Source organism: Actinosynnema sp. NPDC059797, from assembly GCF_042732085.1.
In the GTDB taxonomy this organism is placed as follows: domain Bacteria; phylum Actinomycetota; class Actinomycetes; order Mycobacteriales; family Pseudonocardiaceae; genus Actinosynnema.
Genome location: NZ_JBHWIE010000476.1, coordinates 1 through 4,739, shown reverse-complemented (window position 1 = coordinate 4,739; position 4,739 = coordinate 1). Strand labels below are relative to the sequence as shown.

Genomic DNA, 4,739 nt, shown 5'->3' with positions numbered 1-4,739 from the left:
GACTTCTGGAACTCCTACATCGAGTACAGCCCCGGGTTCGCGGCCGAACTCGGCCTCGACCTCAAGACCACCAACTCCCAGAACGACGTCGCCAAGCTCACCGCCAACGTCCAGACCTTCATCAGCCAGGGCGTCGAGGGCGTCGCGATGGCCCCGCAGGACACGGCGGCCATCGCGCCCGCGCTGGAACAGCTGGAGGCGAGGAACATCCCGGTGGTCACCGTGGACACCCGGCCCGACACCGGCAACGCGTACATGGTGGTCCGCGCCGACAACCGCGCCTACGGCGAGAAGGCCTGCCGGTTCCTCGGCGCGAAGCTGGGCGGCAGGGGCAAGGTCGTCATGCTCCAGGGCGACCTCGCCTCGATCAACGGCCGCGACCGCACCGAGGCGTTCAACGACTGCATGAGGTCCGACTACCCCGACATCGCGGTGCTCGGGGAAGCCACCAACTGGGACGGCGCGGTCGCCGCGCAGAAGCTCCAGACCGCCCTCACCGCCCACCCCGACGTCAAGGGCGTCTACATGCAGTCCAGCTTCGCCCTCGCCGGCACCCTCCAGGTGCTCAGGCAGAAGGGCCTGCTGGTGGGACCCGAGGACCCTGGGCACGTCTTCGTCGTCTCCAACGACGGCATCCCCGAGGAACTCCGGAGCATCGCCGAGGGCGAGATCGACGCCACCGTCTCCCAACCGGCCGACCTCTACGCCGAGTACGCCCTGCACTACCTCAAGGCCGCGATCGACGGCAAGGTGTTCGCACCCGGCAGGACCGACCACGACAGCACGATCGTCCAGGTCCGCGAAGGTCTGCTGGAGGACCAGCTCCCCGCTCCCCTGGTCACCGCCGACGGCGGCACCTACGACGGCGTGCCCAGCCTCAAGGCCGACGACGAGTCCCTGTGGGGCAACGAACTCGGCTGAACCCGGAAGGGAGGAACGAGATGGTCACCCCCGCGCCCGTCACCCCCGGCCCTGCCACCCCCGCGCCCGTCGCCGAGGCGACGGGGATCACCAAGCGGTTCGGGCCGACGGTGGCCCTCCACGAGGCGTCGATCAGGGTCGAACCCGGGCAGACCCACGCCCTGGTCGGGCGCAACGGAGCGGGCAAGTCCACGCTGGTGTCCATCCTCACCGGGCTCCGGGCCCCGGACGGGGGCGAGGTGAGGTTCGGCGGCGAACCCGCGCCGCGGCTCGTCGACCGCGACGCCTGGCGGCGGCGGGTCGCGTGCGTCCACCAGGAGTCCACGATCATCCCCGACCTGACGGTGGCCGAGAACCTCTTCCTCAACCGGCACGGCCGCGGGCGCGGCGGGTTGATCAGCTGGAGGGCGGTGCGCGACCGGGCGCGGGACCTGCTGGACGCCTGGTCGGTCGACGTGGACGTGCGCACCCCCGCCCGGGAACTCGACGTCGAGCGGCGGCAGGTCGTGGAACTCGCCAGGGCGCTGTCGTTCGGGGCGCGCTTCGTCATCCTGGACGAGCCCACCGCCCACCTGGACGCCGCCGCGATCGACCGCCTGTTCGCCCGGGTCGAAGACCTGCAGCGGCAGGGCGTCGCGTTCCTGTTCATCAGCCACCACCTGCGGGAGGTCTACGAGATCTGCGACGCGGTGACGGTGTTCCGCGACGCCAGGCACGTCCTGACCGCCCCGGTCGGCGAACTGCCGCGGGGCGAGCTGGTCGCCGCCATGACCGGCGAGGCCGCGGCGGAGGCGCGCGGCGAGCGCCGCGGCCCGTCGCCCGACGCCCCGGACGTGCTCAGGGTGGACGGCCTGTCCCTGCCCGGCGCGTACGACGACGTGTCCTTCCGCGTCCGCGCGGGCGAGGTCGTCGGTCTCGCCGGCGCGGCGAGCAGCGGCCGCGTCGAGATCGCGGAGACGGTCGCCGGGTTGAGGGCGGCCGTCTCCGGCTCCGTGGAGGTCGCCGGCACGCGACCTCGGCCGGGCAGTGTGCCCGCCGCCCTGGGGGCGGGCGTCGGCTTCGTGCCGCGGGACCGGCACCACCAGGGCCTCGTGCCGGAGATGTCCGTCGCGGACAACGGGACCCTGACCGTCCCGGAGCGGCTCGGGCCCGCCGGGTTCATCGACGGCCGCCGCCGCGACGGCATCGCCCGGGCCATGATCGAGGACCTGGCGATCAAGGCCCCCGGGCCGGGGCTGCCGGTCTCCGGCCTGTCCGGCGGCAACCAGCAGAAGGTCGTCCTGGCCCGCGCCCTGGCCAACGACCCGCGGCTGCTGGTGCTGATCAACCCGACCGCCGGCGTCGACGTGCGGTCCAAGCAGTTCCTCCTCGGCAAGGTCGAGGAGGTCGCCGGGTCCGGCGCCGGGGTGCTCATCGCCTCCGACGAACTGGACGACCTGCGCGTGTGCGACCGGGTCCTGGTGGTGTTCCGGGGCCGCGTGGTCACCGAGGCAGGCCGCGACCGGCACGACTACCGGCTCGTGGCCGCGATGGAAGGGGTGGACCTCGATGGCTGAGAGCAGGACCGCGACCGCGGGCGGCTCGACCGGCGCGACGGGCGGAACCGCCGGGAGGGGGCCGTCCGCCCGGTTCGCGGGCGGGCGGCGGATCGCCTTCGCCCGGCTGCGCGACCTGGCCCTCGTCCCCGCGATCGTCGTGATCGCGATCGTCGGCCACCTGGTCAGCCCGGTGTTCCTGCGGGCCGAGAACCTGGTCAACGTCCTGCAGACCATGTCGGAGATCGCCGTCCTGGTCCTGGCCCAAGCGCTGGTGCTCATCGTCAAGAAGATGGACCTCTCCCTGGAGTCCACCGTCGGCCTCGCACCCGGCGTCGCCGCGTGGCTCACCGTGCCGGTCGGCGCCGGCCACGGGCTGGGCCTGGTGCCGGGAGGCTGGTCCGTGCCCATCACGCTGGCCGTCGGCGTCCTGATCGGCGTCGTCAACGCCCTGTTCATCATCCGGTTCGGGCTCAACGGCTTCATCGTGACGCTCGGCATGCTGATCGTGCTCCGCGGCACCCTCACCGGCATCTCCGGCGGCCAGACCTTCTTCCGGCTGCCGGACTCGATGCTCTACCTCGGCACGGCGCAGTGGCTCGGCGTGCCCGCGTCGGTGTGGCTGTGCCTGGTCCTGTTCGCCACCGGCGCCGTGGTCCTCGGCTTCACCGGCTTCGGCCGCTCCCTCTACGCCATCGGCGGCAACGTCGACGCGGCGAAGGCGGCCGGCATCCGCACCGACCGGGTGCTCTGGATCGTCATCGTCACCGCGAGCCTCCTGGCGGCTCTCGGCGGCCTGCTGCTGTCCGGCCGCCTGGCCTCCGTCGCCTCCGCCCAGGGCAACGGCTACATCTTCACCGTGTTCGCCGCGGCCGTCATCGGCGGCATCAGCCTCAACGGCGGCAGGGGGACGGTGTTCGGCGCCTTCACCGGCGTCCTGCTGCTGTTCATGATCCAGAACGTGCTCACGCTGGGCGGCGTCCCCGCGCAGTGGATCGACGCCCTCAACGGCGCGATCATCCTCGTCGCCCTGGCGCTGTCCCGCGTCACGGGGGGCAGGGCGCAGGAGTGACCGCTCCGGCCGGGCGACGCCGGACCGCGACCGGAGCAGGCGCGGGCCGGCGCCCGTCGGCGCGCGGGAGCGCTCATCGGCGGTCGTGCGGCACCAGGGTCAGGCGCAGGCGGCGCGGTGCGTTCAGGACGCCCCGCGAGGGTTTGGGCGCCCGGTACGGCGCGACGTGGTGGCGTTCGAGGACCGCGGCGAGGACGACGGCGAGTTCGGCGGTGGCCAGGTGGGAGCCGGGGCAGAACCGGGGTCCCAGGGCGAAGGGCAGGTAGGAGCCCGGGGAGGGGCGGGGCGCGGTGGTCCACCGGTGCGGGTCGAACCGGTCGGGGTCGGGGTGGGCCGCCGGGTCGCGGTGGTTGACGTACGGGCTGAACAGCACCTCGGCGCCGGCCGGGAAGCCGGGGACGGGCGCGTCCAGGACGCGCCGCAGCTGCCAGATCGGCGGGTGCAGGCGCAGGGTCTCGCGGACCACCGCCCGGCACAGGGGCAGGTCGGCGGCGCGCGGGTCCGGGCGTGCGGTGGCCTCGTCCCGGATCCGCCGCTGGAGGTCCGGGCGCGCGGACAGCTCGTGCAGCGCCCACGCGAGGGCCGCGGCCGGGACGTGGTGGCCGGACAGCAACATCGTGCGCACCGCCTGAGCGGTGCTGCGCTCGTCCAGGCCCGCACCGGTCAGGGCGGCGACCAGGCCCCGGCCGGGCGCCGCGGCGCGCAGGTGGGCGTGGAGGGCGGACCGGGTGGCGAGCTGCTTGCGCGGCAGCCGGAGGGACGCCGGGCGGAACGCCCGCCGCGCGGTCGACAGCTCGTCCTCGACGAGCGCGGTGAGGGAGGGCGCCGGTTCGCCCAGGACGTAGTGGGTGTTGAGCGCCGACATCAGACGGGTGGCCTCGGCCATCGCGTCGACGCGCGCCGCCGACGCCCACCGGGTGACGGCGTGCCGGGCGGACGAGGCGGTGATCGGCGCGAACCGGGCCGCCGCGGCCTCGGTCAGCTCCGGGCGCACGGCGCGGCGAGCCGCCATCCACCGCTCCAGGCCGCCCTCGCCCCAGGACGCCGCCGCGCCCCGCGCGGTCCTGGCGGTCACGGCGTGCCGGCTCGCCAACAGCCGCTCCGTGGTGGCCGGATCGGTCACCAGCCACGTGCCGGGGTGCAGTTCGACGACACCGCCCTCGGACCGGGCGACGGCGGCCAGCGCCCGCCTCGGGTCCCTCACGCGGGCG

The 4,739-nt window shown here is 74.3% G+C and carries 4 protein-coding genes; 3 read left to right on the top strand and 1 reads right to left on the bottom strand.

The features are described 5' to 3' along the window. The 3 genes from ACFV4N_RS40080 to ACFV4N_RS40070 form a co-directional block, all read left to right on the top strand. Positions 1 to 921 (top strand): sugar ABC transporter substrate-binding protein (locus ACFV4N_RS40080; protein WP_499677916.1); only part of this gene is annotated, 921 nt, incomplete at its 5' end. 20 nt (positions 922 to 941) lie between these two features. Continuing rightward, entirely contained in the window at positions 942 to 2,477 is a 1,536-nt protein-coding gene (locus tag ACFV4N_RS40075; RefSeq protein ID WP_499677915.1) for a sugar ABC transporter ATP-binding protein, read from the top strand. Continuing rightward, the gene (locus ACFV4N_RS40070; protein WP_499677914.1) at positions 2,470 to 3,528 is read left to right on the top strand and encodes an ABC transporter permease; all 1,059 of its coding nucleotides are present in this window, start codon (positions 2,470 to 2,472) and stop codon (positions 3,526 to 3,528) included. Before ACFV4N_RS40075 ends, ACFV4N_RS40070 begins: the two co-directional genes overlap by 8 nt. 73 nt (positions 3,529 to 3,601) lie before the next feature. Here the strand turns inward: ACFV4N_RS40070 and ACFV4N_RS40065 are convergent. Continuing rightward, a partial coding sequence (locus ACFV4N_RS40065) for a cytochrome P450 (RefSeq protein ID WP_499677913.1) occupies positions 3,602 to 4,739 on the bottom strand: 1,138 nt, incomplete at its 5' end.

Coding starts and splice junctions, on each gene's coding strand:
- ACFV4N_RS40075 (WP_499677915.1), top strand. CDS start 942: ATGGTCACCCCCGCGCCCGTCACCCCCGGCCCTGCCACCCCCGCGCCC.
- ACFV4N_RS40070 (WP_499677914.1), top strand. CDS start 2,470: ATGGCTGAGAGCAGGACCGCGACCGCGGGCGGCTCGACCGGCGCGACG.